This is a genomic window from Kitasatospora cineracea (genome assembly GCF_003751605.1).
Lineage (GTDB): Bacteria > Actinomycetota > Actinomycetes > Streptomycetales > Streptomycetaceae > Kitasatospora > Kitasatospora cineracea.
The window spans coordinates 4,123,771-4,148,382 of sequence record NZ_RJVJ01000001.1 but is presented as its reverse complement, the minus strand read 5'-3'; the positions used below and the strand labels follow the sequence as shown (position 1 = coordinate 4,148,382).

Below are 24,612 nucleotides of genomic sequence, written 5' to 3'. Positions count from 1 at the left end.
CCGGGCCCTCCGAAACCGCCCGCCCCGACTCCCCTGCCGCGTCAGGCAGTTCGTCGCAGCAACGCCAGGTACATCGCATCCGTCCCGTGCAGGTGCGGCCACAACTGCACGTCCGGCCCGTCCCCCAGATCGGGCACGCCGGGCAGCAGCGGACGGGCGTCGATCCACTCCACGTCCGCCCGGCCGCGCAGCACGTCGTCGACCACGGCCCGGGTCTCCGCCAGGTGCGGCGAGCAGGTCGCGTAGCCGACCACGCCGCCGACCCGCGCCGCGTCCAGCGCCGAACGGAGCAACTCCCGCTGCAGCGGCCCGAATCCGGCGATGTCCTCGGGCCGGCGCCGCCAGCGCGCCTCCGGCCGGCGGCGCAGCGCGCCCAGGCCGGAGCACGGCACGTCGACCAGCACCCGGTCGAACGCCCCGCCCTGCCAGGCGCCCCGCGTCCCGTCCGCGGTGATGACGGCGTACGGTCCGGGGTTGCCGTCCAGCGCGCGGGCCACCAGCCGGGCGCGGTGCGGCTGCTTCTCGGAGGCGACCAGCGCCGCGCCGCGCTCCGCGGCGACCGCGCCGAGCAGCGCGGCCTTGCCGCCGGGGCCCGCGCAGCCGTCCAGCCAGAGCCGGTCGGGGCCGTCCAGCGGGGCGTTGGCGAGGGCGAGGGCGACCAGCTGGCTGCCCTCGTCCTGGACACCGGCCCGGTTCTCCCGCACCGCGTCGACCCCGGCCGGGTCGCCGCCGTCGGTGAGCCGCAGCGCGTACGGCGACCAGCGGCCGTCCTCGACCTCGGGCAGCGCCTCGCGCAGCTCCGCGACCGAGGAGCGCCCGGGGCGGGCGACCAGCGTCACCTCGGGGCGGGCGTTGTCGGCCTCCAGCAGCTGCTCCATCGCCTGCCGCCCGCTCGCGGCGGGCTGCCAGCGGCCGAGCGCGTCCCACAGCGAGGAGACCACCCAGCGCGGGTGGGAGTGGACGACGGCCAGGTGGTCCTCGGCGTCGTCCTCGTAGGGCGGGGCGACCTGGGCGACCCAGCCCGCCAGGTCCTGGGCGCTGATCTTGCGCAGCACGGCGTTGACGAACTTGGCCCGGCCGTCGCCGAGCACCACCCGGGCCAGCTCGACGGTCGCGGACACCGCGGCGTGGCTGGGGATGCGGGTGCCGAGCAGCTGGTGCGCGCCCAGCGAGAGGACGTCCAGCACCGGCGGGTCGACCTCGCGCAGCGGACGGTCCACGCAGGCGGCGATGACCGCGTCGTAGGTGCCCTGGCCACGCAGCGTGCCGTACACCAGCTCGGTGGCGAGCGCCGCGTCGCGCCGCTCCATGCCCTTGCGCTCGGCCTCGCGCAGCAGCGAGGGCAGGATCAGGTTGGCGTACGCGTCGCGCTCGTCGACGGCCCGCAGCGCCCGGAACGCGACGATCCGGGCGGGGTCCTTCTTCGGACGGCGGTGCGGACGGGGGGCGCGCTTCGCGCCGGCGGGGGTGCTCAAAACGAATGCCTCGAAACAAAAGGTGCTACGGATCAGGTCCGACCCGACGAGGGGCCTCCCCCAAGTCTAGGCCGAACCCACCGCGCACCCCGCCCCCGAAGGCTCAGCCCTCGAACCGCTCCCCGTCGACCCGCAGCCCTCAGCCCTCGAACCGCTCCCCGGACTCGATCCGCGCCCCGCGCGCCCAGTCCGCGGCCGCCATCGCCTTCTTGCCCTGCGGCCGGACCTCGCCGAGCTCCACCTCGTGGCTGCCGGTGCCGACCCGGACGCTGTTCTTGGCGACCGCCAACTCGCCCGGCGCCAGGGCGGTTTCGCCGGGCAGCAGGCGGACGGGGCCGGTGACCTTGAGCCGCTCGCCGCGGAAGGTGGTCCAGGCGCCGGGCGCGGGCGCGCAGCCGCGCACCACGCGGTCGACCCGCAGCGCGGGGTGGGTCCACTCGATCCGGGCGTCCTCGACGGTGAGCTTGGGCGCCAGCGACACCCCGGCGAGCGGCTGCGGCTCGGGCCGGGCCTGCCCGTCCTCGATCGCGTCCATGGTGCGCACCAGCAGGTCGGCGCCGGCGTGCGCGAGCCGGCCGAGCAGGTCGCCGCTGGTGTCGGTGGGCTTGACGGTCTCGGTGAGGACGCCGAACACCGGCCCGGAGTCCAGGCCCTGCTCGATCCGGAAGGTGGACGCGCCGGTGACCTCGTCGCCCGCCATCACCGCGTGCTGCACGGGCGCGGCGCCGCGCCACGCGGGCAGCAGCGAGAAGTGCAGGTTGACCCAGCCGTGCACCGGGATCTCCAGCGCGCCGGGCCGGATCAGCGCGCCGTACGCCACCACGGGGCAGCAGTCGGGGGCGAGCTCGGCCAGCCGGGCCGTGAACTCGGGCTCGCTCGGCCGGGCCGGCTTGAGCACCTCGATGCCGGCCTCCTCGGCGCGCTGCGCGACGGGGCTGGCCACCAGCTTGCGCCCGCGCCCGGCCGGCGCGTCGGGGCGGGTCACCACGGCGACCACCTCGTGCCGGGAGGCCAGCAGGGCGTCCAGGGCGGGAACGGCGACCTCGGGGGTGCCGGCGAAGACGAGACGCACGGGCGGGGGCCTTTCACTGGATTCGAACGGTCGGAACATCTGATGGCCGGAAAATACCCGCCGAACGGCCACCGGGCGGCCACCGGGCGACCGCCCTCCGGCCCCCGACAACCGTATTTCCGCACAACCTCAACACATGATCGGCGGACGAACCGTCAGCGGACCGGCCCGAAGGTGGAATGCGGCGAGATCCGCACCGTCGGCGCCGGACCGCCGCCCCAGTCGGTCTCCCGGATCGCCTTCATCGCGGCCTTCCGGGCCTCCCGGTCCAGCCGGTCGATGAAGATGATCCCGTCCAGGTGGTCCGTCTCGTGCTGGATGCACCGCGCCAGCAGCTGGGTGCCCTCCACCGTCACCGGCTCCCCGTGCATGTTGACGCCCCTGGCCACCACGCCGTACGCCCGCTTGGTGTCGAACCGCAGGCCGGGCAGCGACAGGCACCCCTCGGGGCCGTCCTGCTCCTCCTCGCTCAGCGACAGGTCCGGATTGATCAGGTGGCCCACCACCCCGTCCACGTTGTACGCGAACACCCGTAGCGAGACGCCCAGTTGCGGCGCGGCCAGCCCGGCCCCGGGAGCCTCCAGCATGGTGTCGGTCAGGTCCTTCACCAGCTTCCGCAGCTCCTTGTCGAAGACGGTCACCGGCTTCGCGGTCGCCCGCAGCACCGGGTCTCCGAAGATCCGGATCGGCTGAACTGCCAAGACTGCGACTCCCTCTGCACCGACTCTGCACCGACAGGACCGCCCGGAAACGGCGGCCTCCGGGAAGTCTATGCAATCCCCGCCACCGGTTCGGGCGGCCACTGGCATATCCCGAGTCGCACTCCGCGCGTGACCCAATGACCCGACGTGCGTTGGTCAATGCGAATTGACCGGGACGCGCGAGCGCCCCGAGCACGCGACCCGATCGAGAGGTGGCAACGAGGCCATGGCCGAGCAGATCAACCACGACGCCCGGGCCCGGGCGTCCCTGCACCTGCTGGTGCGGGACATCGAGCGGGTCCGACGCCAGGTCGACGCCCTGCGCACGCTCACCGCCCAACTGGGCAACGTCTACCGGCCCCGCCGCCCCAGCACCTCCGCCGGCTTCGTGGTCTACGGCCGCGCCCCCGCCCCGACCGTCCGGCTCGCCCAGGAACTGCGCGAGAGCGTCGAGACCCTGGTCGCCGCCGCCGTCGAGTTCGACCGCGCCCTCGGCTTCTCCTGGGACTCGGTCGGCTCCGCGCTCGGCGTCACCAAGCAGGCCGTCCACCGCCGCTACGGCATGCGCCGCCCCACCGGCGAACTCCTCCCCACCCCGCGCGAGACCGACACCCCCGCCGCCCCGCCGCCGCCCGCCGCCGCCACGGCCGAGCACCCCGTCGCGACGGCCCGCCCCCCGATCCCGCAGGCCCGCCAGGCCAGCCCGCTGATGCCCCAGCGCACCCGCTAGCCCCGCACCGAGCGGCCGGATCCACCCGGGGATCCCTCACCACCCCGGACGGATCCGGCCGCTCGCGCACTCCCCCACCCGTTCCCCCACCGTCCCACCCGCACAGCACGCCCGAGCCCCCACCGCCCCCGCGCACTCCGCCCGCCCCCGCCACCACACAGCGCCCCCCACCCGACGCCCGTCCCACCCGACGCCCGTCCCACCCGACACCCGTCTCACCCGATGTCCGTCGGATCCACCCGGATCCGCACCGTCTCCGCCCCCCGCAACGCCAGCCGCGCGATCTGCGCCGCCTTCAGCGCGGCCGCCAGCGCGGCCCCCTGCCCCGGCGCGACCCGCACCAGCGCACGCTCCACCCCCTCCTCCCGCGCTCCCCCCGCAGCGCCCGCCCCCCCGGCACCGCCCCCGTTCCCCCCGAACACCGGCACCGGCCCCAGCACGTCCGCCCCCGCGGGCAGTCGCAGCAGCCCCAGCAGGTCGGCGACCGCCCGCGCCGACCCCGTCACCGAGGCCATCCGCGAGACCGGCGGGAACCTGAGCTCCTCCCGCTCGTCGAGTTCCGTCCCCGCGTGCCCGGCCGGGTCCCACCGCACCAGCGCCTGCACGGCCCGCGCCGCCGCCTCCGCGACGACCACCACCGTGCCGCCCTCCGTCGCCGGGCGGACCAGCGCGGCCGCCGTCAGCCAGCGCCGCACCGCCTCCTCGCCGGCCCGCAGGTCGGGCCGGTTGAGCAGCGCCCAGCCGTCGAGCAGCAGCGCCGCCGCGTACCCGGGCCCCTCCGCGACCGGTTCGGCGCCCGGCGTGGCCAGCACCAGCGCGGGCGCCCCCGGCACCGTCGCCAGCACCGCGTCCCGCCCGGAGGTGCGGACCGGGATCCGCGGGAACGCCTTGCCCAGCTCCTCCGCCGTCCGCCGGACGCCGACCACCGCGGCCCGCAGCCGGAACGACCCGCACTCGGTGCAGTGCCAGTCGTGCTCCTCCGTGCCGCACCACGAGCACACCAGCACGGCGCCCGCCGCCGGTGACTCCAGCGGCCCGCCGCAGGCCCGGCAGCGCGCCGTCTCCCGGCAGCGCCCGCAGGCCAGCCGGGGCGCGTAGCCCCGCCGCGGGACCTGGACCAGCACCGGCCCCCGGGTCAGCGCCTCGTGCGCGGTCTCCCAGGCCACCGACGGCAGCCGGGCGGCCTGCGCCGCCCCGTCCCGGGCCTGGTCGTACTCGGTGACGGTGCGCACCCGGGGCGCGGTCAGCCGGACGGTCTCCCGGGCGGCCGCCAGCGGCCGGGCCCAGCCGGAACGCAGCAGCTGCGCGGCCTCGACCGTCATCGAGACGCCGCCGAGCAGCACCGCCGCACCCTCCTCGGCGGCCCGCAGCAGCGCCACCTCCCGCACGTGCGGGTAGGGCGCGTTGGGGTCGCTGTGGCTGCCGTCGCCGTCCGACCAGACCACCACCAGCCCGAGGTCGCGCACCGGTGCGAACACCGCCGCCCGGGTGCCGATCGCGGCGTGCACCGAACCGCGGCTGACGGACAGCCAGCGCCGGTAGCGCTCCTGCGGGCCCGCCTCGGCGGCCAGCACCACGTGCCGCCCGGCGCCGAGCAGCTCGTGCAGCGCCGCGTCGACCCGGGCCACCGCCCGCCCGTCGGGCAGCACCACCAGCGCGCCGCGCCCGGAGGCGAGCGTCGCCGCGACCGCCCGGGCGATCTCGCCCGGCCACTCGGGGCCGGGCAGCGCCGTCCACACCGCGCGCGGCGGGTGCCCGCCGGCCAGCGACGCCAGGAACTCGGCGCCGTGCACGTACCGCTCCCAGCTGCCCGCCGCCGGAGCACCCGGCGGCGGCAGCGGCCGCGGCGACGGCTCGCCCTCGGCCCCGGCGTGCCGCGGCGGGACGGCCAGTTGCAGCACGTCCGCCAGCGTCCCGGCGTAGCGGTCGGCGACGGCCCGGCACAGCCGCAGCAGCTCGGGCCCCAGCACCTGCTCGGGCGACAGCACCCGGGCCAGCGGGGCCAGCGGGCCCGCGTAGTCCGAGTCGTCCCGGCGTTCGACGACGAACCCGTCGTGCAGCGCCCCGCCCTCGCGCCGCCCGTGCGCGCCGACCCGGCCGCCGAACCGCACCCGGACCCGGACGCCGGGCCGGGCGTCCTCGGACATCGACTCCGGCACCGCGTAGTCGAAGTACTGGTCGAGGCTCAGCACGCCCTTGTCGACCAGCACCCGGGCCACCGGCTGCCGTTCGGCGAGCACCACCCCGCGCGCGGCCCGCGGCTTCGCCCGGCGCACCGTCTCCCGGATGAACGCCAACTGCTCCCCGGTGCCGTCCGCGCTGCTCACGCCCCCAACCTAGCGGACCCCGCCGACAACACGACGGAGCCGCCCGCCGGGGAAGAACTCCCCGGCGGGCGGCTCCGTTCGAACCGGACGGCTCAGCCCGCGACAGCGGCCTTCAGCGCGTCGACCCGGTCGGTGCGCTCCCAGGTGAAGTCCGGCAGCTCACGGCCGAAGTGGCCGTACGCGGCGGTCTGCTGGTAGATCGGGCGCAGCAGGTCCAGGTCGCGGATGATCGCGGCCGGGCGCAGGTCGAAGACCTGGGTGACGGCCTCCTGGATCTTCAGCACCGGGACGGTCTCGGTGCCGAAGGTCTCCACGAACAGGCCGACCGGCTCGGCCTTGCCGATCGCGTACGCGACCTGCACCTCGGCGCGCCGGGCCAGGCCCGCGGCGACGATGTTCTTGGCGACCCAGCGCATCGCGTACGCGGCCGAGCGGTCCACCTTGGACGGGTCCTTGCCGGAGAAGGCGCCGCCGCCGTGGCGGGCCATGCCGCCGTAGGTGTCGATGATGATCTTGCGGCCGGTGAGGCCGGCGTCGCCCATCGGGCCGCCGATCTCGAAGCGCCCGGTCGGGTTGACCAGCAGCCGGTAGCCCTCGGTGACCAGCTTGATGCCCTCGTCGGCGAGCGCCTTGAGCTCGGGCTCGACCACGAACTCCCGGATGTCGGGGGTGAGCAGCGAGTCCAGGTCGATGTCGCTGGCGTGCTGCGAGGAGACCACCACGGTGTCCAGGCGCACGGCGCGGTCGCCGTCGTACTCGATGGTGACCTGGGTCTTGCCGTCGGGCCGCAGGTAGGGGATGGTCCCGTTCTTGCGGACCGCGCTCAGCCGGCTGGAGAGCCGGTGCGCGAGGGTGATCGGCAGCGGCATCAGCTCGGGGGTGTCGTCGCAGGCGTAGCCGAACATCAGGCCCTGGTCGCCGGCGCCCTGACGGTCCAGCTCGTCCTCGACGTCGCCCTCGACCCGGTGCTCGTGGGCGGTGTCCACGCCCTGCGCGATGTCCGGGGACTGCGAGCCGATCGACACCGACACGCCGCAGGAGGCGCCGTCGAAGCCCTTCTTGGACGAGTCGTAGCCGATCTCCAGGATCTTCTCCCGGACCAGCTGCGCGATCGGCGCGTACGCCTTGGTGGTGACCTCGCCGGCGATGTGCACCAGGCCGGTGGTGATCAGGGTCTCCACGGCGACGCGGGAGGTCGGGTCGTCCTTGAGGAGGGCGTCCAGGATGGTGTCGCTGATCTGGTCAGCGATCTTGTCGGGGTGTCCCTCGGTGACGGACTCCGAGGTGAACAGGCGGCGAGACACAGCGCTCCCTGGGGTTGCAGCGGCTGCTGACTGAATGCGCTCGGAAGTCCCGAGGCATCCGGAAAGACTTGATTCCTGGAGTGGAGTGTAACGGTCGGCTACCGATCGCGGGGCACTCCCCGGCAAGGTCCGCCGTGTCCGGTCGAGGATCACACCGGCCGGTCTGCGCCGGTCAGGACGGGTCGCGGCCGAACCTACCGGCCCGGGGGGATCCAACTACCGGGACAACTCGGGGCGTTGCAGCGGTTAACGCTCCGCCCCGGCCCCGGCGCGGGGCAGCCGGGCGGCGACCTGGTCCCAGACCGCGTCCGCCAGGATCTCCTTGGGGCCGTCCGCGATGTGGACCTCGGAGCCGTCCGCGCCGAGCAGCACGGCGCTGTTGGTGTCCTGGCCGAACGCCTTGCCGTCGCCGACCTCGTTGACCACCAGCAGGTCGCAGCCCTTGCGGGCGAGCTTGGCCCGGCCGTTGGCCAGCACGTCGTCGGTCTCGGCGGCGAAGCCGACCACCACCTGCCCGGCGCGGGACCGGTCGGCGGCGACCTCGGCCAGCACGTCGGGGTTGCGGACCAGCACGATCGGCGCGGGCTCGACCCCGTCCACCTTCTTGATCTTGCCGCTGGCGTACTCGGCGGGGCGGAAGTCGGCGACCGCGGCGGCCATCACCACCGCGTCGGCGTCCTCGGCGGCCTTCAGCACCGCCTCGCGCAGCTGCATCGCGGTGCCGACCCGGACCACGTCCACCCCGGCCGGGTCGGGCAGCGCGGTGTTCGCGGCGACCAGGGTGACCCGGGCGCCGCGGGCCACCGCGGTGGCGGCCAGCGCGTAGCCCTGCTTGCCGGAGGAGCGGTTGCCGAGGAAGCGCACCGGGTCGAGCGGCTCGCGGGTGCCGCCCGCCGAGACCACCAGGTGCCGGCCGGCCAGGTCCTGCTCCAGCGGGCCGCGCAGCAGGACGCGGCGGCAGACCGCGAAGATCTCCGCCGGGTCGGGCAGCCGGCCCTTGCCGGTGTCGACGCCGGTGAGCCGGCCCACCGCGGGCTCGATCACGATCGCGCCGCGCCGCCGCAGCGTGGCGACGTTCTCCTGGGTGGCGGGGTGCTCCCACATCTCGGTGTGCATGGCGGGCGCGAACACCACCGGGCAGCGGGCCGTCAGCAGGGTGTTGGTCAGCAGGTCGTCGGCCAGGCCGTGGGCGGCCTTCGCCAGCAGGTCCGCGGTGGCCGGGGCGACCACCACCAGGTCCGCCTGCTGCCCGATCCGCACGTGCGGGACCTCGTGCACCCGCTCCCAGGTCTCGGTCGCCGCCGGCCGCCCGGACAGCGCCGCCCAGGTCGCCTCCCCGACGAAGTGCAGCGCCGCCGCGGTCGGCACCACCGTGACCTCGTGCCCGGACTCGCTGAACCTCCGCAGCAGTTCACAGGCCTTGTAGGCGGCGATCCCGCCGCTCACCCCGAGGACCACACGGGACGCGTTCATGACGGTCGGCTCTCCTTCATCACGGCACTGCGACGGGCTCGCGCCCACCTTACGGCCCATCAGCGCACGGCTGCGACGTGCCGCCGGGCACACCGGGCCGCACACGGCCGCAGGGCCCGCCCCGACGCCGGACGGCATCGGAACGGGCCCTGCAGGGACTCTCGGGGGCTCAGGCGCCCTCGACCGCCTCGGCGGTGAGCAGGCCGGCGTTGATCTCGCGCAGCGCGATCGACAGCGGCTTCTCGTGCACGTGGGTGTCGACCAGCGGGCCGACGTACTCGAGCAGGCCCTCGCCCAGCTGCGAGTAGTACGCGTTGATCTGGCGGGCGCGCTTGGCCGCGTAGATCACCAGGCTGTACTTGGAGTCGGTGGCCTCGAGCAGCTCGTCGATCGGCGGGTTGATGATGCCCTCGGGCGCGGTCATCGAAGAGGACACGCTGAACCTTCCGAAGTGGTTTACGGGTATCGGCTGGATGCAGCCGATCCGGTCAGGCTACACCGAGCAAGGCTAGCAGTTCGGCCGCTACCTGCTCGACGGAGGTGTTGACAAGGGTCGTGTCGAACTCCGCCTCGGCGGCCAGTTCGACCTTCGCCACCGCCAGCCGCTCGTCGATGACGTCCTGCGGCTCGGTGCCCCGGCCGGTGAGCCGGCGGACCAGCTCGTCCCAGCTCGGCGGGGCCAGGAAGACCAGCTGCGCCTCGGGCATCGACTCCTTGACCTGCCGGGCCCCCTGGAGGTCGATCTCCAGCAGCACCGGCTCGCCCTTGTCGAGCTTGTCGAGCACGGCCTGCCGCGGCGTCCCGTACCGGTTCCCGGCGAAGACCGCCCACTCCAGCAGCTCGCCGTTGGCCACCAGCTTGTCGAACTGCTCGTGGTCGACGAAGTGGTACTGCACGCCGTCGCGCTCACCGGGGCGCGGGTGCCGGGTCGTCGCCGACACCGACAGCCAGACCTCGGGGAACTGCTTCCTCATATGAGCGACGACCGTGCTCTTGCCGACCCCGGAGGGGCCGGAGAGCACGGTCAGCCGCGGACGCTCACTCATGTACCGATTATCCCGGATCGCGGACGTTCCGCCGACACCGGCCTCCGATCAGGAGGCCGCGCCGCCGAACTCCCGCTCCAGGGAGGCGATCTGGTTCGTACCGAGGCCGCGCACGCGACGGCTCTCGGAGATGCCGAGGCGCTCCATGATCTGCTTGGCGCGCACCTTGCCGACACCCGGCAGGGACTCCAGCAGGGCGGAGACCTTCATCTTGCCGATGACCTCGTCGTCGGACTTGCCGGCCTTGATGACGTCGTGCAGCGAGGCGCCCGAGTGCTTCAGCCGGTTCTTGACGTCGGCACGCTTCCGGCGAGCCTCGGCGGCCTTGGCGAGCGCGGCGGTGCGCTGTTCGGGAGTAAGGGGCGGAAGAGCCACGCCGTTCACCTCAGGTGTGGATGGAAGGGATGAGCCATGACTTGGTGGTGCCCGGACGCCACAGGCTCTGACCTGCGGAGGTGGCCGTGACCACCGCCAACTGGCGTCCTACCGCCGGACACTACCCAACTTGGGCCGCCGCGTCAGGAAAAGAACACGAAAAGTCCAGGTCAGCAGGGGCCGACCTGGGAGTTTTCCGGTCAAATCAACCGAGTTGGCGGCCCGATGCTCACGCGTTTGTGACGCCCCTCACATCGTTGACGAACGCCTGCGCGGCCTGTCGCAGCGCCGCCACCGACGGCCCGTGCCGGAGCACGTCGCGGCTCACCGAGGGCACCACGTTGCGCACCTGGTCGCCGAAGACCCGCGGCAGGTCGGCCGCGGTGGCGCCCTGCGCGCCCACCCCGGGGGCCAGCAGCGGGCCGTTGATCGCCAGGTCCACCCCGGCGTCGGCGAGCGTCGCGCCGACCACCGCGCCGAACGACCCCAGCGGCTCGGCGCCCGCGTTCTCCGCCGCCAGCCGCCGCAGCACCGCCTGCGCCACGCTCTGCCCGTCCGCCCCGACCGCGCGCTGCACCTCGTGCCCCTCCGGGTTGGAGGTCAGCGCCAGCGCGAACAGCCCACACCCGTTGGCGTGCGCCAGGTCCACGGCCGGCTGCAGCGAACCGAAGCCCAGGTACGGGCTGACGGTGAGCGCGTCCGAGAACAGCGGGCTGTCCGGGGACAGGAAGGTCTCGGCGTACGCGGCCATGGTCGAACCGATGTCGCCGCGCTTGGCGTCCATCAGCACCAGCGCCCCGGCCGCCCGGGCCTCGGCCACCGAGCGCTCCAGGACCGCGATGCCGCGGCTGCCGAAGCGCTCGAAGAACGCGGACTGCGGCTTGAGCACCGCGACCCGGTCCGCCAGCGCCTCGACCACGGTGCGGGAGAAGGTCTCCAGCCCGGCCAGGTCGTCGTTCAACCCCCAGGCGGTGAGCAGCGAGGCGTGCGGGTCGATGCCGACGCAGAGCTGGCCCCGGGTGTCGAGGGCGGTCCGCAGGCGGGCACCGAAGGGCGTGCTGTCAGTCATCTACTGTCTTCCGTCTTCCGTCGTGGTGGTGCGGTGGGCGAGCCCCACCGCGTCGGTGTAGGCGGCGAAGCCGCGCTCGGCGAGCTCCGTCCGCAGTTCGTCGAGGATCCGCAGCGGTGCGGTCGGGTCGCGCAGCAGCTCCGAGCCGACCGCGACGCCGGACGCGCCGGCCAGGGTGAACTCCAGGGCGTCCCGGCCGGTGCGCACCCCGCCCATGGCGAGGATCGGCACCGTCGGCATCCGCCCGGCCCGCATCCCGGCGTGCACCTGGAACACGCAGCGCACCGCGATCGGCCGCAGCGCCGGCCCGGACAGGCCGCCCAGGCCGCCGGGCGCGCCCAGGGCGGGACGGCGGGCGTCCAGGTCGATGGCCATGCCCCGGGCGGTGTTGACCATCGACAGGCCGTCGGCCCCGGCCGCCACGCAGGCGGCCGCGACCTCGGTGACCGACCCCTGGTCGGGGGCCAGCTTGGCGTAGACCGGCAGCCCGGGCGCGGCGGCCCTCACCGCGGCGACCACGTCGTAGCTGACCGCCGGGTTGGCCGCGAACAGCAGCCCCCGGTCGGCGGCGCCCGGCGCGGACAGGTTCAGCTCCAGGCCGCGCACCCCATCCCGCCCCGCCAGCCGGGCGGCCAGCTCCGCGAAGTCCTCCAGCCGGTGCCCGCCGATCGACACCACGGTGCGCACCCCCCGCTCCGCCAGCCAGGGCAGCTCGCGCCGCAGGAACCCGTCGATGCCCGGCTGCTGGCCGCCCACGGCGTTCAGCACCCCGCCCGGCACCGCGACGATCCGCGGCCCCGGCAACCCGGCCCCCGCCCGCGGCAGCACCGTCCGCGTGGTCAGCGTCCCCAGCTCGTCCAAGGGCACGAACCGCGCCAGCTCCCGCCCGAACCCGGCGCACCCCGCCGCGGTGGACAACGGGTTCGGCACCGTCCCGGACCCCAACGGCGCGGTCAGGTCGACGTCCTGACGGTCCGTCACGCGATCACCCCCGCCCCTTCCACGTCCGCCGGTACGGTGCCCAGCCCGCCCCAGCGGACCCGGGCGCCGTCGAAGACCGGCCCCTCGGTGCAGGCCCGCACCAGCCGGCTGACGCCGTCCGCGTCACGCACCGGCAGCACGCAGCCCAGGCACAGCCCGGTGCCGCAGGGCAGTTCCGCGCCCACCGCCGTCCAACTGCGCACCCCGCGCAGGGTCGCGGCGCCGACCGCCGCCGCGGAGAGCCCGGGCGAGGCGGCGGTGTACAGCAGGTCGGCGTAGAGCGCGCGCAGGGCCTGGTCGACCAGCCCGGCCGGGTCCTCGCCGAGCGGGAGCCCGGCACTGCCGTCCGCGGTGAGCAGCAGGACGTCGGCGGTGAGCTCGCGGGCCGCGTCGACGCCGTACAGGCGCCCGGCGGTCGGCGCGGCGAGCACGAAGGCGACCTGGCTGCCGCCCGCGAGCAGCTGTTCGGCGAGGGCGAGCAGCGGTCCGGCAGCGGTGTCCTCGCCGAGCAGCAGCGCGCAGCCGGGGGTGTCGGGCTGCGGGTAGGGCGTGCCGAGCGGGGCGATCAGGTCGAGGACGGCCGGCGGGTCGGCGGGCAGCAGCAGGTCGAGGTCCTCGCCGTCGGCGCGCAGGATCGGCACGGCCCGGCGCAGCACGTCGGCGCTCCCCCCGGGAGCGGCGAGGGCCGCGAAGTGCCCCGGCCGGAACCGGGCCGCCGCCGTCGCACAGCGCACCGTGACCCGCCGGCCGGGCCCGTCGGCCCGGACCCCGAGCACCTCGGCCCGGGCCACCACCGGATTGGCCATCCCGCCGTCCCTTCCTCCGCGCCCGCCGCCAAGACGGCCGTCCCGCCCAGCTCCTACCCCACCGCCCCGCCCCCGCAGCCGGCGGCCACCGGCTGCCCTCCACCCACCGCGCCCCCGATCCTCGCGCACCCGAAGGCCCGCAGCCGCGCCGACAGGCCCGCCCCGCTCCCCCACCCGCCCCCGCGGCCAGCGGCTGGCGCTGGCGGCTACCAGCTGCCCTTCCCCACCGCGTCCCCGATCCTCGCGCACCCGACGCCCCGCAGCCGCGCCGACAGGCCCGCCCCACTCCCCCAACCGCCCCCGCGGCCAGCGGCTGGCGGCCAGCAGCTACCGGCTACCGGCTACCGGCTACCGGTTGCCCTTCCCCACCGCGTCCCCGATCGTCGCGTACCCCGCGGCCCGCAGCCGCGCCGACAGGCCCTTGTGGAGCTTGCGCATCCAGAACGGCCCCTCGTAGATGAACGCGGAGTAGCCCTGGACCAGGTCGGCGCCGGCCAGGATGCGCTGCCAGGCGTCCTCGGCGGTCTCGATGCCGCCGACGGAGACGATGGCGAGCCGGCCGTCGGTGCGCTTGCGCAGGCGTTCCAGCACCTCCAGCGAGCGTTCCTTGAGCGGGGCGCCGGAGAGGCCGCCCATGCCGATCTCCTCGATCCGGGCGGCGGGGGTGCGCAGCCCCTCGCGCCCGATGGTGGTGTTGGTGGCGATGATGCCGTCGAGGCCGAGGTGCAGGGCCATGTCGGCGATCTCGTCGATGTCCTCGTCGGCGAGGTCGGGGGCGATCTTCACCAGCAGCGGCACGTGGTGGTTGGTGACCTCGTCGGCGGCCTTGCGGACGTCCCAGAGCAGCGGCCCGAGCACCCGCACGGCCTGCAGGTTGCGCAGCCCGGGGGTGTTCGGCGAGGACACGTTGACGACCAGGTAGTCGGCGTACGGCGCCAGCTCCTTCGCGCTCTTCAGGTAGTCGGCCGTCGCCTCCTCCTCCGGCACGGCCTTGGTCTTGCCGATGTTGACGCCGATGACGGGCGTGCTGCTGGTGTGCGGGCGGGCGGCGAGGCGGGCGGCGACCCGGGCCGAGCCCTGGTTGTTGAAGCCCATCCGGTTGATCAGCGCCCGGTCCTCGACCAGGCGGAACAGCCGGGGCGCGGGGTTGCCGGGCTGCGGCTCGCCCGTCACGGTGCCGATCTCGACGTAGTCGAAGCCGAGCATCGACAGGCCGTCGATCCCGATGCCGTTCTTGTCGAAGCCCGCGCCGAGGCCGAACGGTCCGGGCAGGTCGAGGCCGAGCGCGGTGGTGCGCAGCCGGGGGTCGCGCGGGGCGAGCAGGGCGCGCACCAGGGAGCGCAGGCCGGGCACCGAGTGGGCCAGCCGGATCCAGAAGAACGCCAGGTGGTGGGCCTTCTCCGGGTCCATCTTCTTGAACACCAGGTTGAACAGGAGCTTGTACATCGCGGGTTGGACCTCCATCAGCCGAACCGAGCCGGACCGGGCCTGGACATGGACGTGGGGGGCACCCGGCAACCGGACCGGTGTGCCCCCCACGGTTTCGACCTAGTTGCGGCCGGAGTTGATCAGTGCCGCGTGCTCCTGCAGCGACATCACGCCGACCTCGCCGCGCCGCAGCTCGGCGATGCCCTGCACGGCCGCGCCCATCGCCTGAACGGTGGTCAGGCAGGGCACGCCCCGGGAGACCGCGGCGGTGCGGATCTCGTAGCCGTCGAGGCGGCCGCCGGTGCCGTACGGGGTGTTGATGATCAGGTCGACCGCGCCCTCGTGGATCAGCTGGACGATGGTCTGCTCGCCGTTCGGGCCCTCGCCGTCGGAGTGCTTGCGCACCACGGTGGCGGGGATGCCGCCGCGCTGCAGCACCTCGGCGGTGCCGGTGGTGGCGAGCAGTTCGAAGCCGAGTTCGACCAGCGCGCGGGCCGGGAAGACCAGGTTGCGCTTGTCGCGGTTGGCGACCGAGACGAACACCTTGCCCTTGGTGGGCAGGGCGCCGTACGCGCCGGACTGGGACTTGGCGTACGCGGTGCCGAAGACCCGGTCGATGCCCATGACCTCGCCGGTGGAGCGCATCTCCGGGCCGAGCACGGTGTCGACGCCGCGGCCGTGCACGTCGCGGAAGCGCGACCACGGCATGACGGCCTCCTTGACCGAGATCGGCGCGTCGGCGGGCAGCGTGCCGCCGTCGCCCTCGCGCGGCAGCAGGCCCTCGGCGCGCAGCTCGGCGACGGTGGCGCCGAGCGAGATCCGGGCGGCGGCCTTGGCCAGCGGGACGGCGGTGGCCTTGGAGGTGAACGGCACGGTGCGGGAGGCGCGCGGGTTGGCCTCCAGCACGTACAGGATGTCGCCGGACAGCGCGAACTGGATGTTGATCAGGCCGCGCACGCCGACGCCCTTGGCGATGCCCTCGGTGGCCGAGCGCAGCCGCTTGATGTCGTACCCGCCGAGGGTGATCGGCGGCAGCGCGCACGCGGAGTCGCCGGAGTGGATGCCGGCCTCCTCGATGTGCTCCATGACGCCGCCGAGGTACAGCTCCTCGCCGTCGTACAGGGCGTCGACGTCGATCTCGACGGCGTCGTCGAGGAAGCGGTCGATCAGCACGGGGTGCTCGGAGATCAGGCCGGCGTGCCGCTCCAGGTAGGAGGCGAGCGAGGGCTCGTCGTAGACGATCTCCATGCCGCGGCCGCCGAGCACGTAGGACGGGCGGGCCAGCACGGGGTAGCCGATCTCGTCGGCGATCGCCTTGGCCTCCTCGAAGGAGAACGCGGTGCCGTGCTTGGGCGCCGGCAGCCCGGCGTCGCGCAGGACGCGGCCGAAGGCGCCGCGCTCCTCGGCGAGGTGGATCGCCTCCGGCGGGGTGCCGACGATCGGCACGCCGTTGTCCTTGAGCGCCTGCGCCAGGCCGAGCGGGGTCTGGCCGCCGAGCTGGACGATGACGCCGGCCAGCGGTCCGGCCTGCTGCTCGGCGTGGACGATCTCCAGCACGTCCTCCAGGGTGAGCGGCTCGAAGTAGAGCCGGTCGGAGGTGTCGTAGTCGGTGGAGACGGTCTCCGGGTTGCAGTTGACCATGACGGTCTCGTACCCGGCGTCGGCGAGCGCGAAGGAGGCGTGCACGCAGGAGTAGTCGAACTCGATGCCCTGGCCGATCCGGTTCGGGCCGGAGCCCAGGATGATCACGGCGGGCTTGGTGCGCGGCGCGACCTCGCTCTCCTCGTCGTAGGACGAGTAGAAGTACGGGGTCTTGGCGGCGAACTCGGCGGCGCAGGTGTCGACGGTCTTGAACACCGGGCGGATGCCGAGCGCGTGCCGCACCTCGCGGACCACGTCGGCCTTCAGGCCGCGGATCTCGCCGATCTGCTGGTCGGAGAAGCCGTGCCGCTTGGCGTGCCGCAGCAGCTCGGGGTCGAGCTTGTCGCCCTCGCCCAGCTCGACGGCGATCTCGTGGATCAGGAAGAGCTGGTCGACGAACCACGGGTCGATCTTCGTGGACTCGAACACCTCCTCGGGGGTGGCGCCGGCCCGGATCGCCTGCATGACGGTGTTGATCCGGCCGTCGGTGGGGACGACCGCCTTCGCCAGCAGCTCGTCCTTCTCGCCCGCCTCGCCGACCCAGCTGAACTGGGAGCCCTTCTTCTCCAGCGAGCGCAGCGCCTTGTTCAGCGCCTCGGGGAAGTTGCGGCCCATCGCCATGGCCTCGCCGACCGACTTCATGGTGGTGGTCAGCGTGGCGTCGGCGGACGGGAACTTCTCGAACGCGAACCGCGGCACCTTGACGACGACGTAGTCGAGGGTCGGCTCGAAGGAGGCCGGGGTCTGCTCGGTGATGTCGTTGGGGATCTCGTCCAGCGTGTAGCCGACGGCGAGCTTCGCGGCGATCTTGGCGATCGGGAAGCCGGTCGCCTTGGAGGCCAGCGCGGAGGAGCGCGAGACGCGCGGGTTCATCTCGATGACGATGACCCGGCCGTCCTCGGGGTTGACCGCGAACTGGATGTTGCAGCCGCCGGTGTCGACGCCGACCTCGCGGATCACGGCGATGCCGATGTCGCGCAGGATCTGGTACTCGCGGTCGGTGAGGGTCATCGCCGGGGCGACGGTGATCGAGTCACCGGTGTGCACGCCCATCGGGTCGAAGTTCTCGATCGAGCAGACGACGACCACGTTGTCGTGCTTGTCGCGCATCAGCTCCAGCTCGTACTCCTTCCAGCCGAGGATGGACTCCTCCAGGAGTACCTCGGTGGTCGGCGAGAGGGTCAGGCCCTGCCCGGCGATCCGGCGCAGGTCCTCCTCGTCGTGGGCGAAGCCGGAGCCGGCGCCGCCCATGGTGAAGGAGGGGCGCACGACGACCGGGTAGCCGCCCAGCGTCTCCACACCCGCGAGGACGTCCTCCATCGAGTGGCAGATCACCGAGCGGGCGGACTCGCCGTACCCGATCTTGGCGTTGACGGCCTCGACGACGCCCTTGAAGAGCTCGCGGTCCTCGCCCTTGTTGATCGCCTCGACGTCGGCGCCGATCAGCTCGACGTCGTACTTCTCCAGCGTGCCGGCCTTGTGCAGGGAGATCGCGGTGTTCAGCGCGGTCTGGCCGCCCAGGGTCGGCAGCAGCGCGTCGGGGCGCTCCTTGGCGATGATCTTCTCGACGAACTCGGGGGTGATCGGCTCGACGTAGGTGGCGTCGGCGATCTCCGGGTCGGTCATGATGGTCGCCGGGTTGGAGTTGACCAGGATGACCCGCAGCCCCTCGGCCTTGAGCACCCGGCAGGCCTGCGTGCCCGAGTAGTCGAACTCCGCCGCCTGGCCGATGACGATCGGGCCGGAGCCGATGACCAGGACGGACTTGATGTCGGTGCGCTTAGGCACGCTGGCCCTCCATGAGCTGGACGAAGCGGTCGAAGAGGTAGGCGGCGTCGTGCGGGCCGGCTGCCGCTTCGGGGTGGTACTGCACGCTGAAGGCGGGGATGTCGAGTGCCTGCAGGCCCTCGACCACGTCGTCGTTGAGGCAGACGTGGGAGACCTCGACCCGCCCGAAGGGGGTGTCGCTCACCTGGTCCAGCGGCGCGTTCACGGCGAAGCCGTGGTTGTGCGCGGTCACCTCGACCTTGCCGGTGCTGCGGTCCTGCACCGGCTGGTTGATGCCGCGGTGGCCGTACTTGAGCTTGTAGGTGCCGAACCCGAGGGCCCGGCCCAGCAGCTGGTTGCCGAAGCAGATGCCGAAGAACGGGGTCTTCTTCGCCAGCACGCCGCGCAGCACCTCGACCTGGCGGTCGGCGGTGGCCGGGTCGCCGGGGCCGTTGGAGAAGAACACGCCGTCGGGCTGCACGGCGTAGATGTCCTCCACCGAGCTGTTCGCGGGCAGCACGTGCACCTCGATGCCGCGCTCGGCCATCCGGTGCGGGGTCATGCCCTTGATGCCCAGGTCCACGGCGGCGACGGTGAACTTCTTCTCGCCGATCGCCGGGACGACGTAGGCCTCCTTGGTGGCGACCTCGGCGCACAGGTCGGCGCCCTTCATCTCCGGGGCCTGCTGCACCTTGGCCAGCAGCGCCGCCTGGTCGGCGACGGCCGGCCCGGAGAAGATGCCGACCCGCATCGCGCCGCGCTCGCGCAGGTGGCGGGTGAGCGCGCGGGTGTCGATCCCGCTGATGCCGACGACGCCCTGGCGCTCCAGCTCCTCGTCCAGCGAGCGCTGCGAGCGCCAGTTGGAGGCGACCCGGGAGGGGTCGCGGACCACGTAGCCGGACACCCAGATCTGCTGCGACTCGTCGTCCTCGTCGTTCCAGCCGGTGTTGCCGATCTGCGGGGCGGTCATCACGACCACCTGGCGGTGGTAGGACGGGTCGGTCAGGGTCTCCTGGTAGCCGGACATGCCGGTGTTGAAGACCGCCTCGCCGAAGGTCTCGCCGACCGCGCCGTACGCCTGGCCGCGGAAGGTCCGGCCGTCCTCCAGGACGAGCACGGCGGGCACTCGCTCCCGCCTGGTGCGCTGCGTGGTGGGGGCAGGTGCGGTCATGTGGCGGCCTCTTCCGTCTTCATCGTCTTCGTACGTGTCACTAGTGCCTCGACGGCTTCGACCCAGTCGTCGTGCCCCTCGGCGGCGTCCAGCCGGAACCCGCTCTCCAGGGCGCGGTCACCGAGCGTCCAGCCGACCACCAGCAGCCCGCTCGGCACGACCTTCCCGGCGATGCCGGAGTCGGTGCGGGCGCCGGTGAGCGCCGCGGCGGGGATCCACAGGTCGGCCTCGCCGGGGCGGCGGGCCAGCAGGCCCCGCTCGGTGAGGGTCAGTTCGGCCAGGCTGCGGGTGCCGAGGCCGTGCGCGACGACCCGGTCCAGCCAGTTCCCGGCGGTGGTGGAGCCGTGGTAGCGGCCGGGCGCCGCCAGCAGCGCCGGGCCGGTCTCCGCGGGCACCGCGGGCGGTTCGGGCAGGTCGGACTGGAGGGTGCGCCGCCAGTTCCAGCCCTGCCGCATCAGCCAGTACACCAGCGCGATCAGGATCAGCAGGCCGACCGTCGCGCCGATGTACCCGGGCCAGTCGGTGACGTGGCCCTTCTCGGTGGCGAGCGGCATCAGCGCTCGACCAGTTCGCCGGCCAGCACGGTGGCCTCGCCGCGCAGGAAGGTGGCGTGCACCCGGCCGGGCAGGTCCATGCCCTTGTACGGGGTGTTGCGGGAGCGGGTGGCGAAGGTGTCGGGGTTCACGACTCCACGGTACGCGGGATCGAACAGCACCAGGTTGGCAGGCTCGCCCACCGAGATGGGCCGTCCGTGGCCGGTCAGCCGCCCGATCCGGGCCGGCCGGTGCGACATCCGGTCCGCGACGCCCTCCCAGTTCAGCAGGCCGGTGTCGACCATGGTCTGCTGCACGACCGACAGCGCGGTCTCCAGCCCGACCATGCCCATCGCGGCGACCGCCCACTCGCAGTCCTTGTCCTCCGCGGGGTGCGGGGCGTGGTCGGTGGCGACGGCGTCGATGGTGCCGTCGGCCAGCGCCTCGCGCAGCGCCTCGACGTCGGCGGCGGTGCGCAGCGGCGGGTTGACCTTGTACACCGGGTCGTAGGAGCGCACCAGCTCGTCGGTGAGCAGCAGGTGGTGCGGGGTGACCTCGGCGGTGACGTCCCAGCCCTTGCCCTTGGCCCAGCGGACGATCTCGACCGACCCGGCGGTGGACAGGTGGCAGATGTGCACCCGGGAGCCGACGTGCGCGGCGAGCAGCACGTCCCGGGCGATGATCGACTCCTCGGCGACGGCGGGCCAGCCGCCGAGGCCGAGCTCGCCGGAGACCGTGCCCTCGTTCATCTGGGCGCCGGCGGTCAGCCGGGGCTCCTGGGCGTGCTGGGCGATCACGCCGTCGAAGGCCTTCACGTACTCCAGCGCGCGGCGCATGATCACCGCGTCGTCCACGCACTTGCCGTCGTCGGAGAAGACCCGCACCCCGGCGGCGGAGTCGTGCATCGCGCCGAGCTCGGCGAGCTGCTTGCCCTCCAGGCCGACGGTGACGGCGCCGACCGGCTGCACGTCGCAGTAGCCGGACTCGCGGCCCAGCCGCCAGACCTGCTCGACCACGCCGGCGCTGTCGGCGACCGGGAAGGTGTTGGCCATCGCGTGCACCGCGGTGTACCCGCCCATGGCGGCGGCCTGCGTGCCGGTGAGCACGGTCTCGGCGTCCTCCCGGCCGGGCTCGCGCAGGTGGGTGTGCAGGTCGACCAGGCCGGGCAGGGCGATCAGGCCGTGCGCGTCGATGTCGATGTCGGCCCGGACGTCGAGGCCCTCGCCGATCGCGGCGAAGGCGCCGTCGACGATGTGGATGTCCTGGGGGGCGCCGCCGAGGATCTGGGCGTTGCGGATCAGGTAGGTGGTCACTGGGCGGCCTCCGGGAGTTCGGTGGTGCGGGGGGCGTCGGCGAGGGTGGCGCCGCCGACCAGCAGGTAGAGCACGGCCATCCGGACCGAGACGCCGTTGGCGACCTGCTCGACCACGGTGCAGCGCGGCGAGTCGGCGACCTCGGCGGTGATCTCCATGCCGCGGACCATCGGGCCGGGGTGCATCACGATGGCGTGCTCGGGCAGCCTGGCCAGCCGGGCGCCGTCCAGCCCGTAGCGGCGGGAGTACTCGCGCTCGGTGGGGAAGAACGCGGCGTTCATCCGCTCGCGCTGGACCCGCAGCATCATCACCGCGTCGGCCTTGGGCAGCACGCTGTCGAGGTCGTAGGAGACCTCGCACGGCCAGGTGTCGATGCCGATCGGCAGCAGGGTCGGCGGGGCGACGAAGGTGACCTCGGCGCCGAGCGTGGTCAGCAGGTGCACGTTGGAGCGGGCGACCCGGCTGTGCAGGATGTCGCCGACGATGGCGACCTTGCGGCCGGCCAGGTCCCGCCCGGCGCCCGGGTTGAGGTGGCGGCGCAGGGTGAAGGCGTCCAGCAGGGCCTGGGTGGGGTGCTCGTGGGTGCCGTCGCCGGCGTTGATCACCGAGCCGTGCAGCCAGTCCGAGCCGGCCAGCCTGGCGGGCGCGCCGGAGGCGTGGTGCCGGATGACCACGGCGTCGGCGCCCATCGCCTGCAGGGTCAGCGCGGTGTCCTTGAGGCTCTCGCCCTTGGAGACCGAGGAGCCCTTGGCGGAGAAGTTGATGACGTCGGCGGACAGCCGCTTCTCGGCGACCTCGAAGGAGGTCTTGGTGCGGGTGGAGTCCTCGAAGAACAGGTTGACGACGGTGCGCCCGCGCAGCGTGGGCAGCTTCTTGACGGCCCGTCCGGAGAACTGGGAGAGCTCCTCGGCGGTGTCCAGGATCAGCAGGGCGTCGTCGCGGCCGAGGTCGGCGGTGGAGACGAGGTGGCGCTTCACGCGGTTCTACTCCGGGAGTTCGGTGTCGGCCGCAAGGGCCTGGGAGGAGCGGGCGGCGTAGTCGCGGTCGCCCAGCAGGACGGTGTCCAGCCCGTCGGACTCGGCCAGCCGGACCTGCACGGCCTCGCGCAGCGAGGTGGGCAGGTTCTTGCCCACGTAGTCGGCGCGGATGGGGAGTTCGCGGTGCCCGCGGTCGACCAGGACGGCGAGGCGGACGGCGCGCGGGCGGCCGATGTCGCTGAGCGCGTCGAGCGCGGCCCGGATGGTCCGGCCGGAGAACAGCACGTCGTCGACCAGGATCACCAGCTTGCCGTCGATGCCCTCGGCCGGGATCTCGGTGTGCTCCAGGGCCCGGGCGGGCTTCAGCCGCAGGTCGTCCCGGTACATGGTGATGTCCAGCGTCCCGAACGGGATGTCCCGGCCGGTGATCTGGGTCAGCTTGCCCTGCAGTCGGCGGGCGAGGTGGACACCGCGGGTGTGGATGCCGAGCAGCACCACGTCCTCCGCGCCCTTGGCGCGTTCCACGATCTCGTGGGCGATCCGGGTGACGACCCGGGCGATGTCGGTGGCGTCCAGCACCTGGTGCGGGGCGCGGGGGGGTGAACTGGGTGTGGTCATGCCGAAGCGGACCTCCTTCCCCGCCTCACGGGACGGGTCTTAAAGGATGTCTGGAATGGTTTCCGGCCGCAGCCGGAGCCTCGCCCATGGTAGCAGCGTGCTGATCGAAGGCCGTTCGCCGCCCGTTCGCACGAGTGCCCCATTCGGCTTGACGCGCAACCCTCACTCTACGTAACCTCACAGTGAGTTACGAAGGTGCTCTGCAGGGACCCGTCGTCGCTCACTTTTCAGCGCACGCGAAGCAATCTCGTCCGGGGAGATCCATTGTCCAGCGACTACGCGAAGCAGCTCGGAGCCAAGCTCCGGGCGATCCGCACTCAGCAGGGGCTCTCCCTGCACGGCGTCGAGGAGAAGTCCCAGGGTCGCTGGAAGGCTGTGGTCGTCGGCTCCTACGAGCGCGGCGACCGCGCGGTCACCGTGCAGCGCCTCGCCGAGCTGGCCGAGTTCTACGGCGTGCCGGTCCAGGAGCTGCTGCCCGGCGGCACCCCGGGCGGCGCCGCCGAGCCGCCGCCGCGCCTGGTGCTCGACCTGGAGCGCCTCACCCAGGTCCCGTCCGAGAAGGCCGGCCCGCTGCAGCGCTACGCCGCGACCATCCAGTCGCAGCGCGGCGACTACAACGGCAAGGTGCTCTCGATCCGCCAGGACGACCTGCGCACGCTGGCCGTCATCTACGACCAGTCCCCCTCGATCCTCACCGAGCAGCTGATCAGCTGGGGCGTGCTGAACCCGGACGCGCGCCGCGCCGTCCGCGAGGAGGACGCGAGCTGACCTCGGTCGGCCAGTCGCCCGTTTGAAGAAACGTCACAGCGGGGCGGGAGAACCGGAGTTCCGGTCTCCCGCCCCGCTGCTGCGCGTCCTCAGACCACCGTGCCCAGGCTGAACCCGGGGGCCGCCGCGACCCCGGCCACCGCCAGCTCGGCCGGCGACCACTCGTACCCGGTGCTCCGCCAGGCCCAGGCCACCTGCCGGTACTCGCCGCACAGCGCGCCCGAGCCCTGCGTCCCGTGCAGCACCGCGGCGCCCGGCAGCTCGCAGTACAGCCCGGCGCACAGCACCGCGGTGACCAGGTCCAGGTCCTCGTCGTTGATCCGGACCGCGCCGTCCTCCCAGTGCAGCACCCGCGCCCCGGCCTCCAGCGGCCCGCCCGGCGCGTCCACCACCACCCGGAACTCGTACGCCCCGCAGCCCGCGCCGACCAGCACCCGGCGGAACACCTCGGACGCCTGCTGGTACGTCCACCGCGCCCGCGGGTCGGCCGCCGCGTGCTCCGGGCCGCACAGCGCCCCGTCCATCAGCAGGTCCGCGTACCGCAGCGCCAGCCCGCCCTCGCGGGCCCGGACCAGCCGCGGCAGGAAGTCCGCCAGGTCCTCCCCGCGGTACGTCACCAGCTGGGTCTGCAGCGGCGGGTTGACCAGGTAGCCGTCCCGCGCGGCCTGCTCCCGCACGTCCAGCCCGTGCAGCAGGCAGTAGTCGGCGAAGTCCTCCGGGTGGAACATCCGGGCCCGGACCGTCCCGTACTCCTCCACCGCCCCGGCCAGCAGCTCCCCGGCCTCCCGCAGGTACGTCCGGTAGTCGGCCGCGTCCGTCACCCGCCAGGCCCGCACCCGCCGGAAGTCCGCCTCGCTGGTCAGGATCCCCGTCACGAAGACCTCTTCGCCCCGGCACGAGGGCTCCCCGCTGAGCCGGCGCGGCCGGCGGCTGTTCCTGGACATGGGTGGCTCCCGGGTCTATCGGTCGGGCAACTGCTGCCCCACTCCTCCCCGCCCACACCCGCCCCACACACACGGTCCGTCACAACTCTGCAA

22 protein-coding genes are annotated in these 24,612 nt (G+C 73.7%); 2 read left to right on the top strand and 20 right to left on the bottom strand.

The window, feature by feature from the left end; genetic code table 11:
- Window positions 1–41 precede the first annotated feature (41 nt).
- The 3 genes from EDD39_RS18890 to def form a co-directional block, all read right to left on the bottom strand.
- A complete protein-coding gene (locus EDD39_RS18890) occupies window positions 42–1,475 on the bottom strand; it encodes an RsmB/NOP family class I SAM-dependent RNA methyltransferase (RefSeq protein ID WP_123557558.1) in 1,434 nt (477 codons plus the stop codon).
- Window positions 1,476–1,614: 139 nt separating this feature from the next.
- Window positions 1,615–2,547 (bottom strand): methionyl-tRNA formyltransferase, encoded by a 933-nt coding sequence (gene fmt, locus EDD39_RS18885; protein ID WP_123557556.1) that lies wholly within the window; start codon window positions 2,545–2,547, stop codon window positions 1,615–1,617.
- A 155-nt stretch (window positions 2,548–2,702) separates the two neighbouring features.
- Entirely contained in the window at window positions 2,703–3,248 is a 546-nt protein-coding gene (gene def, locus EDD39_RS18880) for a peptide deformylase (protein WP_123557555.1), read from the bottom strand.
- A gap of 226 nt (window positions 3,249–3,474) precedes the next feature.
- On the opposite strand from def, the gene EDD39_RS18875 reads away from it, so the two are divergent.
- The gene (locus tag EDD39_RS18875; protein ID WP_123557553.1) at window positions 3,475–3,978 is read left to right on the top strand and encodes a hypothetical protein; all 504 of its coding nucleotides are present in this window, start codon (window positions 3,475–3,477) and stop codon (window positions 3,976–3,978) included.
- Window positions 3,979–4,193: 215 nt separating this feature from the next.
- On the opposite strand, the gene EDD39_RS18870 is transcribed toward EDD39_RS18875, so the two are convergent.
- The 16 genes from EDD39_RS18870 to pyrR all read right to left on the bottom strand — a co-directional run bounded on the left by EDD39_RS18870 (window position 4,194) and on the right by pyrR (window position 22,807).
- The gene (locus tag EDD39_RS18870; protein WP_123557551.1) at window positions 4,194–6,305 is read right to left on the bottom strand and encodes a primosomal protein N'; all 2,112 of its coding nucleotides are present in this window, start codon (window positions 6,303–6,305) and stop codon (window positions 4,194–4,196) included.
- 92 nt (window positions 6,306–6,397) lie between these two features.
- Window positions 6,398–7,609, bottom strand: a complete 1,212-nt coding sequence (metK, locus tag EDD39_RS18865; protein ID WP_123557549.1) for a methionine adenosyltransferase — start codon at window positions 7,607–7,609, stop codon at window positions 6,398–6,400.
- A gap of 246 nt (window positions 7,610–7,855) precedes the next feature.
- The gene (gene coaBC / locus EDD39_RS18860; protein ID WP_123557547.1) at window positions 7,856–9,082 is read right to left on the bottom strand and encodes a bifunctional phosphopantothenoylcysteine decarboxylase/phosphopantothenate--cysteine ligase CoaBC; all 1,227 of its coding nucleotides are present in this window, start codon (window positions 9,080–9,082) and stop codon (window positions 7,856–7,858) included.
- Window positions 9,083–9,251: 169 nt separating this feature from the next.
- Window positions 9,252–9,518 (bottom strand): DNA-directed RNA polymerase subunit omega, encoded by a 267-nt coding sequence (gene rpoZ, locus EDD39_RS18855; protein WP_030459184.1) that lies wholly within the window; start codon window positions 9,516–9,518, stop codon window positions 9,252–9,254.
- 52 nt (window positions 9,519–9,570) lie between these two features.
- The gene (gene gmk, locus EDD39_RS18850) at window positions 9,571–10,128 is read right to left on the bottom strand and encodes a guanylate kinase (RefSeq protein WP_123557545.1); all 558 of its coding nucleotides are present in this window, start codon (window positions 10,126–10,128) and stop codon (window positions 9,571–9,573) included.
- Between the two features lie 48 nt (window positions 10,129–10,176).
- Entirely contained in the window at window positions 10,177–10,503 is a 327-nt protein-coding gene (gene mihF, locus EDD39_RS18845) for an integration host factor, actinobacterial type (RefSeq protein WP_030459182.1), read from the bottom strand.
- Between the two features lie 229 nt (window positions 10,504–10,732).
- Window positions 10,733–11,572 carry an orotidine-5'-phosphate decarboxylase gene (gene pyrF / locus EDD39_RS18840; RefSeq protein ID WP_030459181.1) on the bottom strand — a complete coding sequence of 280 codons (840 nt, stop codon included), beginning with the start codon at window positions 11,570–11,572 and terminating at the stop codon, window positions 10,733–10,735.
- Complete coding sequence (locus EDD39_RS18835) at window positions 11,573–12,553, bottom strand: dihydroorotate dehydrogenase (protein WP_208765529.1); 981 nt, start codon at window positions 12,551–12,553, stop codon at window positions 11,573–11,575.
- Window positions 12,550–13,359, bottom strand: a complete 810-nt coding sequence (locus tag EDD39_RS18830; protein ID WP_123557543.1) for an iron-sulfur cluster-binding protein — start codon at window positions 13,357–13,359, stop codon at window positions 12,550–12,552. Before EDD39_RS18830 ends, EDD39_RS18835 begins: the two co-directional genes overlap by 4 nt.
- A gap of 348 nt (window positions 13,360–13,707) precedes the next feature.
- The gene (locus EDD39_RS18825) at window positions 13,708–14,805 is read right to left on the bottom strand and encodes a quinone-dependent dihydroorotate dehydrogenase (RefSeq protein WP_123557541.1); all 1,098 of its coding nucleotides are present in this window, start codon (window positions 14,803–14,805) and stop codon (window positions 13,708–13,710) included.
- A 102-nt stretch (window positions 14,806–14,907) separates the two neighbouring features.
- Window positions 14,908–18,216, bottom strand: a complete 3,309-nt coding sequence (gene carB / locus EDD39_RS18820; RefSeq protein ID WP_123557538.1) for a carbamoyl-phosphate synthase large subunit — start codon at window positions 18,214–18,216, stop codon at window positions 14,908–14,910.
- Entirely contained in the window at window positions 18,209–19,366 is a 1,158-nt protein-coding gene (gene carA / locus EDD39_RS18815) for a glutamine-hydrolyzing carbamoyl-phosphate synthase small subunit (RefSeq protein WP_123557536.1), read from the bottom strand. Before carA ends, carB begins: the two co-directional genes overlap by 8 nt.
- Window positions 19,363–19,920, bottom strand: a complete 558-nt coding sequence (locus tag EDD39_RS18810) for a PH-like domain-containing protein (RefSeq protein ID WP_123557534.1) — start codon at window positions 19,918–19,920, stop codon at window positions 19,363–19,365. Before EDD39_RS18810 ends, carA begins: the two co-directional genes overlap by 4 nt.
- A complete protein-coding gene (locus EDD39_RS18805) occupies window positions 19,920–21,152 on the bottom strand; it encodes a dihydroorotase (protein ID WP_425269753.1) in 1,233 nt (410 codons plus the stop codon). The genes EDD39_RS18810 and EDD39_RS18805 overlap by 1 nt, the downstream gene beginning before the upstream one ends.
- Window positions 21,153–21,208: 56 nt before the next feature.
- Window positions 21,209–22,189: an aspartate carbamoyltransferase catalytic subunit gene (locus EDD39_RS18800; RefSeq protein WP_123557530.1), complete on the bottom strand. Its 981-nt coding sequence runs from the start codon at window positions 22,187–22,189 to the stop codon at window positions 21,209–21,211.
- A 6-nt stretch (window positions 22,190–22,195) separates the two neighbouring features.
- Window positions 22,196–22,807, bottom strand: a complete 612-nt coding sequence (pyrR, locus tag EDD39_RS18795) for a bifunctional pyr operon transcriptional regulator/uracil phosphoribosyltransferase PyrR (RefSeq protein WP_123557528.1) — start codon at window positions 22,805–22,807, stop codon at window positions 22,196–22,198.
- Between the two features lie 264 nt (window positions 22,808–23,071).
- On the opposite strand from pyrR, the gene bldD reads away from it, so the two are divergent.
- On the top strand, window positions 23,072–23,575 hold the full coding sequence (gene bldD / locus EDD39_RS18790) for a transcriptional regulator BldD (protein WP_030459171.1): 504 nt from the start codon (window positions 23,072–23,074) through the stop codon (window positions 23,573–23,575).
- Between the two features lie 89 nt (window positions 23,576–23,664).
- Here the strand turns inward: bldD and EDD39_RS18785 are convergent, their stop codons facing one another.
- Window positions 23,665–24,519, bottom strand: coding sequence for a hypothetical protein (locus tag EDD39_RS18785; RefSeq protein WP_123557526.1), 855 nt, complete (start codon window positions 24,517–24,519; stop codon window positions 23,665–23,667).
- Between the last annotated feature and the right edge of the window lie 93 nt (window positions 24,520–24,612).

Excerpts from the sequence above, each read along its gene's own strand:
- EDD39_RS18875 (WP_123557553.1), top strand. The coding sequence starts at position 3,475 with ATGGCCGAGCAGATCAACCACGACGCCCGGGCCCGGGCGTCCCTGCAC.
- coaBC (WP_123557547.1), bottom strand. The coding sequence starts at position 9,082 with ATGAACGCGTCCCGTGTGGTCCTCGGGGTGAGCGGCGGGATCGCCGCC.
- gmk (WP_123557545.1), bottom strand. The coding sequence starts at position 10,128 with ATGAGTGAGCGTCCGCGGCTGACCGTGCTCTCCGGCCCCTCCGGGGTC.
- pyrF (WP_030459181.1), bottom strand. The coding sequence starts at position 11,572 with ATGACTGACAGCACGCCCTTCGGTGCCCGCCTGCGGACCGCCCTCGAC.
- EDD39_RS18830 (WP_123557543.1), bottom strand. The coding sequence starts at position 13,359 with ATGGCCAATCCGGTGGTGGCCCGGGCCGAGGTGCTCGGGGTCCGGGCC.
- EDD39_RS18825 (WP_123557541.1), bottom strand. The coding sequence starts at position 14,805 with ATGTACAAGCTCCTGTTCAACCTGGTGTTCAAGAAGATGGACCCGGAG.
- carA (WP_123557536.1), bottom strand. The coding sequence starts at position 19,366 with ATGACCGCACCTGCCCCCACCACGCAGCGCACCAGGCGGGAGCGAGTG.
- EDD39_RS18810 (WP_123557534.1), bottom strand. The coding sequence starts at position 19,920 with ATGCCGCTCGCCACCGAGAAGGGCCACGTCACCGACTGGCCCGGGTAC.
- pyrR (WP_123557528.1), bottom strand. The coding sequence starts at position 22,807 with ATGACCACACCCAGTTCACCCCCCCGCGCCCCGCACCAGGTGCTGGAC.
- EDD39_RS18785 (WP_123557526.1), bottom strand. The coding sequence starts at position 24,519 with ATGTCCAGGAACAGCCGCCGGCCGCGCCGGCTCAGCGGGGAGCCCTCG.